Raw genomic sequence first — 4570 nt, 5'->3', positions numbered from 1 at the left:
GGAGAGGCAATCTAATTAATCATTCGCTTCATGATGTTTTATTCATCTTGTAAACACTTTGTTCTAATCTGGCTTAAATATTCCCCAAATAGTTTAAAACAGCCATTAAGTGGTCAGCTTTTTTGGCTTAACCATTCTAAAAAAATGAATAGGTTGCATGTCCTATCCTTCACTGTACACGGCATGATTTTGGCCATATTTCACATTGCCTTTTTCAGCTCCTAGCGCATCCTGTTAACGAAATTATAACAAAAGCAGGAGCACCTATGTCCAACAAGACAATCCACTCACTCTTAGGCAAAGAATCGACAGCCAAACAGCGTCATTTTTTGCCGAGCAACCCCAATCGTAAGGCGAATTGGCTAATGCCTACAGGCATAGCTCTATTAATGGCATTCAATCTAACAGGTTGTTTTTCAGACGATGATCCTGCACCAGTGGTAACGCCACCCGTGGTGCAGCCACCTGAAACTGGACCCACCTTTCCCGAAGGTGCAATCAAAATCCCCGCTGGCGATAACCTCACGATGCGTATTCAAGAAGCCTTAATTAACGCGCAAAGTGGTGCAGTGATCGTGCTTCCTAAAGGAACCTTTAATATCGACTCAACTTTGCTGTTTGATGGCGATGTAGATGGGGATGGCAGTTATGCCAAAAACGTCACTATCATGGGCTACGGGATGAAGGACACTATCCTTAATTTCGCCCAAGCGAACTCGGGAGATGGGATTTTCGTCCAAAACGCTCTCAACATTACCATTCAAGATCTGTCGGTTAATGAGGCAAAAAACAATGGTATCAAACTTAAAAACACTAACGGCATTATCCTGCGCCGCGTTGGTGCAGTATGGGAAGGCGAACTCGATAAAGATAATGGTGCCTATGGTTTGTATCCGGTTGAATGTGAAAACATTCTGATTGAAGACAGTTATGTTCGCGGCAGTGCCGATGCGGGGATTTATGTTGGGCAGTCCCAATATATTGTGGTGCGTCGCAATATCGCCAAAGAAAACGTGGCGGGGATTGAAATCGAAAACTCCAAATATGCCGACGTGTATAACAATGAAGCGATGGGTAATACGGGTGGGATTTTAGTGTTCGACTTGCCGATCAATAACCACAGATACGGCTCTAGCGTGCGGATTTTCAACAACAAAGTGTATGACAACAACACGCCGAACTTCGCCAATGCTTCTGCTAACCCCGCAGGTGTGCATATTGTGCCGCCAGGCACTGGAGTGATCATTTTATCCACCGCAGATGTGGAAATTTTCAATAACCAAATTACCCGTCACGACACCCTAGGAGTGACTGTGAGTAGCTTTTTTATTGCAGAACCCGATATGACCTCCTTTGTCGGCAACTATGGTCAACCTGGTCAAGCGATTGAGGATGGTTGGCGTCCTGTACCACGTAATATTTATTTACACGACAACGTAATTACCGATTATGGTAGCAAGCCAAAAGGTTATTTAATTCAAGATATTATTCGAGCCTATATCATAAATCATGGCACGTTACCCGGCGTACTCTACGACGGCTTAGGGGAAATGCTTGCCAATAACGGTACCGCCGCTTACCTCGGTTTGAAAGAGACGCCCTTTGCCACTGACGGTAGCGATAACGTCTGCGCCAGTGATAACGGCAACGTATCCTATGGCCGGCTCTATGCCAACAGCAATACGGATATCAGCATCGCCGATGTGCAATACGAGAAAACCCAGAACAACCTGCTGAAATGTACTCAAGTGAGTCTGCCTGTGCATACCGTCACCTTCGCGGGCCAAGTATTTGGCTGCGGGGTTGACGATAATACCGCAGGTTGTGATGGCGGCGTATTGGTCGGTGGCGGTGGTACTATCGGTGAAGGCGAAGGGGGTTTAGTCGGCGATGGCGATCAAAGTCTGTGTAAAGCGACTGGCTCAAATGTTAGTTGGGATGCACTGCTGAAAGCAAACTGTCCTAAACTGTCGGATTACAACCTGTTTAGTGATGCCAAAAACCCCACCACAGGCCCGAATTCAGGTGGTGTCCCTTACGATCTCAACACGCAGCTCTTTACTGACTACGCCAGTAAATATCGCTTTGTGTATTTACCTTCGGGACAAAAAGCCAGTTACTCCGAAAAAGAAGCGTTTGATTTCCCTGTGGGGAGCGTTATCGTCAAATCCTTTGCCTTGCCAAGCGATACCAGTAAGCGCGGTATTAGCAACGAGAGCTTGATTGAAACCCGCTTACTCATCCATCGTCCAACGGGCTGGAGCGCACTGCCCTATGTGTGGAATGCAGATAAAACCGATGCCACGTTGGCGAAAGCGGGAGCGATTAGCAGTCAAACGTTGAGCCATAAAGGGGAAAGTCTGACCTTTAACTACATGGTTCCGAGCATGAACCAATGTAAGCAGTGTCACCAGTTTAAAGCTGATAACAATAGCAACGCCGTGTTTGTGCCTATTGGTCCTAAGGCGCGCCATTTGAACCGCAATTTCAGCTATCAAGATGGCAGTATGAACCAACTGCTGAAATGGGAAAGCCTTGGTATTTTGCAAGGATTGCCCAACCTAAGCCAAGTGCCACAAGTGCCCGCCTACCACGATGGTGACGAAGCGACCGTCGCAAGCTTAAGCGATACCGCATTAATGCAAACGGCTAAGGGTTATCTCGACATCAACTGCGCCCATTGCCATAGACCCGAGGGCAACGCCTCTAATACTGGCCTAAAACTCGAGTACTGGCGTGGCTACAGCGATGATGCAGGTTTCTCCCATGGCACCTGTAAATCACCGGTTGCCTATGGCGGTGGAAACTTAGGTTTCGATATAGTCCCAGGCAATGCCGCTGAGTCCATCCTGCACTTTAGAATGCAAAGCACGACTCCGGGCGATCGTATGCCTGAAATTGGCCGAAGCTTAGCCCATGATGAAGGCGTAGCGTTGATCAGCGAATGGATTAAACGTCTACCCGCAGCAAGCTGCTCACGCTAGCGTTAACGTAACAGTGGGTGAAAGCATGCTTGCAATCACCCACTTGCTTACCACTTCAAGACAGAGCGACCCCTGACATTGAAGGCCAACTCGAGGCCTTCTTATTTTCTAATGACATCTTAACGAGCTGATAATCCATGAAAAATCGCCAAACACTTTCGTTGGTGTTGATTATCACTGTGCTGCTCACAGCCTGCGGCGGTAGTGACAGCCAAAGCAGCGATAGCGGCCAAACACCGCCGCCCACGACCCCAACCAATCCAACGATACCAACTAGCCTTTGTGTTAATACTTCAGGGCAAGTTAACTGGCCCGCCTTGATGGCAGAAGACTGCCCAGTGTTAAGTCAATATGGTCTCTTTATCGACCCGACAAACCCAACCATACAACCACAAGCTCCGGGGTTTAGCTATCAGCTCGCTACGCAGCTGTTTTCTAACTATGCCAGCAAATACCGCTTTATCTATTTACCCGCGGGCAGCAGCATACAGTACCAAGCGCAGGAGGCATTTGAGTTTCCAACTGGCGCCGTGCTGGTTAAAACCTTTGCTCTGCCACAGGATACGGCTATCACAGGCATAGCCAACGAAACGCTAATCGAAACGCGGCTATTGATAAAACGCCCTCAAGGTTGGACGAGTCTGGTTTATCAATGGCAACAAGGTGAGGCAAAGCTGCTTACCGCCGGCGCAAGCGTGCATCATACCCTGATTAACCAAGGCCAAAGCCAAAGCTTCGATTACAACATACCGAGCCGCGCCGAGTGCAAAATTTGTCACCAAACCAACCAAGATAACAGCAGCCAAATCATTCCGATTGGCCTTAAAGCCCACTTATTGAATCGCGACATCGTCGACCAAGGACAAAGCGTCAATCAACTCAGCCTGTGGGCCAAACAAGGCAAGCTTGAGCAGTTACCCGAGTTAAGCCAAGTGGCCAAAACCTATGCAATTGACAACCATCAAGCCGATTTAACCGCCCGCGCTAAGGGCTATTTAGATGTAAACTGCGCCCACTGCCATAGCGCTAAAGGCTTTGCCAGTATCTCTGGATTACGCCTCGGTTTTTATATCGATCACACCAGTTATCAATATGGGATCTGCAAGCAGCCTCCGGGATGGGATGGCGGTGCGAAAGGACTTGATTACGATATTGTCCCCGGCAATGCTGAACATTCGATTTTGCTGTATCGCCAAACGCTCTCTGAACCGAAAGATCGCATGCCGCCTATCGGTCGCAATCTTGAGCACCAAGAAGGCGTTGAATTAATTCGTCAATGGATAGATTCACTGGCACCGAGTTTAGGGAATTGTATTTAGGAAAGTGCTGAGTAGTACTAGGGCGTGTTGACGTTTCAGGGTTATTTTTGCAGCAATGTGGCTGGCTTTTATGCAAGGCAAAGTCCGTGCTGTGTAGTTATTCTACATAAACGGACGATAACGCGGCAAAAAAGCCAGCCAAATGCCTGTCTCTCATACACAAATCCCTGAACAATGCTCAGGGATTTTTTTTGAACTCATTCCCCGCATTGTGATCAGATCGTCTAGGGCTAAATATTCGAGGCGATTATGATGAAGATGATGGAT

At 47.8% G+C, this 4570-nt stretch carries 2 protein-coding genes; both read left to right on the top strand.

Annotation, left to right across the window (positions count from 1 at the left end; translation table 11 throughout):
- The first annotated feature begins 266 nt into the window (after positions 1–266).
- On the top strand, positions 267–2984 hold the full coding sequence (locus MMG82_RS21060; protein WP_241407390.1) for an SO2930 family diheme c-type cytochrome: 2718 nt from the start codon (positions 267–269) through the stop codon (positions 2982–2984).
- Between the two features lie 137 nt (positions 2985–3121).
- On the top strand, positions 3122–4303 hold the full coding sequence (locus MMG82_RS21055; protein WP_037428591.1) for an SO2930 family diheme c-type cytochrome: 1182 nt from the start codon (positions 3122–3124) through the stop codon (positions 4301–4303).
- The last annotated feature ends 267 nt before the right edge of the window (positions 4304–4570 follow it).

Origin of the sequence: Shewanella sp. MM_2022_3 (genome assembly GCF_022557375.1) — a bacterium.
GTDB classification, from domain to species: domain Bacteria; phylum Pseudomonadota; class Gammaproteobacteria; order Enterobacterales; family Shewanellaceae; genus Shewanella; species Shewanella xiamenensis.
This window is presented reverse-complemented; position numbering and strand designations above follow the sequence as displayed.

What these genes read in the sequence shown, in the direction of transcription:
- MMG82_RS21055 (WP_037428591.1), top strand. Translation starts at nt 3,122, where the DNA reads ATGAAAAATCGCCAAACACTTTCGTTGGTGTTGATTATCACTGTGCTG.
- MMG82_RS21060 (WP_241407390.1), top strand. Translation starts at nt 267, where the DNA reads ATGTCCAACAAGACAATCCACTCACTCTTAGGCAAAGAATCGACAGCC.